Origin of the sequence: Nocardiopsis potens DSM 45234 (genome assembly GCF_000341105.1) — a bacterium.
In the GTDB taxonomy this organism is placed as follows: domain Bacteria; phylum Actinomycetota; class Actinomycetes; order Streptosporangiales; family Streptosporangiaceae; genus Nocardiopsis_A; species Nocardiopsis_A potens.
In genome coordinates this window covers 1-851 of the sequence record NZ_ANBB01000127.1, presented here as the reverse complement: position 1 = coordinate 851, position 851 = coordinate 1, and the positions used below count along the sequence as shown (strand labels likewise).

The following is an 851-nucleotide window of genomic DNA, read 5'->3' as shown; positions in this document are numbered from 1 at the left end:
AGAGCTCATCTCATTTGGTGAGTCTGCGGAAGCAGATCAACGTGCAGGCGATGCCGGCGAACGCGAGGAAGTGCTCGGCTTTGCGCTCGTAGCGGCGGTGCAGGCGGCGACATCCGGCCAGCCATGCCATGGTTCGCTCGACCTGCCATCGGTGCCGCCCCAACCGCTTCGAGGACTCCACGCCCTTGCGGGCCAGGCGATGGACGATCCCGCGTTCACGGAGCCATCGGCGCAGGTGGGTGTAGTCATATCCCTTGTCTCCGTGAAGCTTGCCTGGCTTGCGCCGCCTACGGCCTCGCCTGGACCTGATAGGCGGTATCGCCCGCACCAGCGGTTGCAAAGCTTGGCTGTCGTGCAGGTTCGCACCCGAGATCGCCATCGAGATCGGAAGTCCGGTTCGATCGGTGATCAAGTGGATCTTCGCGCCCTTCTTGCCCCGATCAACAGGATTCGGACCTGTCAGGTCCCCCCTTTGAGGGCGCGCATGTTCACCGAGTCGACCGCACACCGCGACCAGTCCAGCTCACCGCGGGAGCCGAGTTCGTCCAGGACCAGCCGGTGCAGCTTCGCCCACACCCTGGCCCGGGTCCACTCGGTGAAGCGACGGTGCGCGGTGGGCCCGGAGGGGCCGAACACCGGCGGGAGCTGGGCCCAAGTGCAACCGCTGGTAGCGACGAAGATGATCGCGGCCAGCACCTCGCGATCGCCGTGTCTGCGCCGACCGCCACCCTGGGGACGTGTGGGTGCCTCGGGCACCACTCGCTGGAACAGTTCCCACAGCTCATCCGGCACAAGGCGTTCAACCATCGACACACGGCCAGGCTACCGAGAATCCAAATGAGATGATCTCT

At 65.3% G+C, this 851-nt stretch carries 1 protein-coding gene; it reads right to left on the bottom strand.

Annotation, left to right across the window (positions count from 1 at the left end):
* Nucleotides 1-10 precede the first annotated feature (10 nt).
* A protein-coding gene (locus tag D459_RS35210; RefSeq protein WP_241485167.1) for an IS5 family transposase occupies nucleotides 11-807 on the bottom strand; the annotation gives its coding sequence in 2 pieces (ribosomal slippage) (nucleotides 11-471 and nucleotides 471-807; 798 coding nt in all).
* Nucleotides 808-851 lie beyond the last annotated feature (44 nt).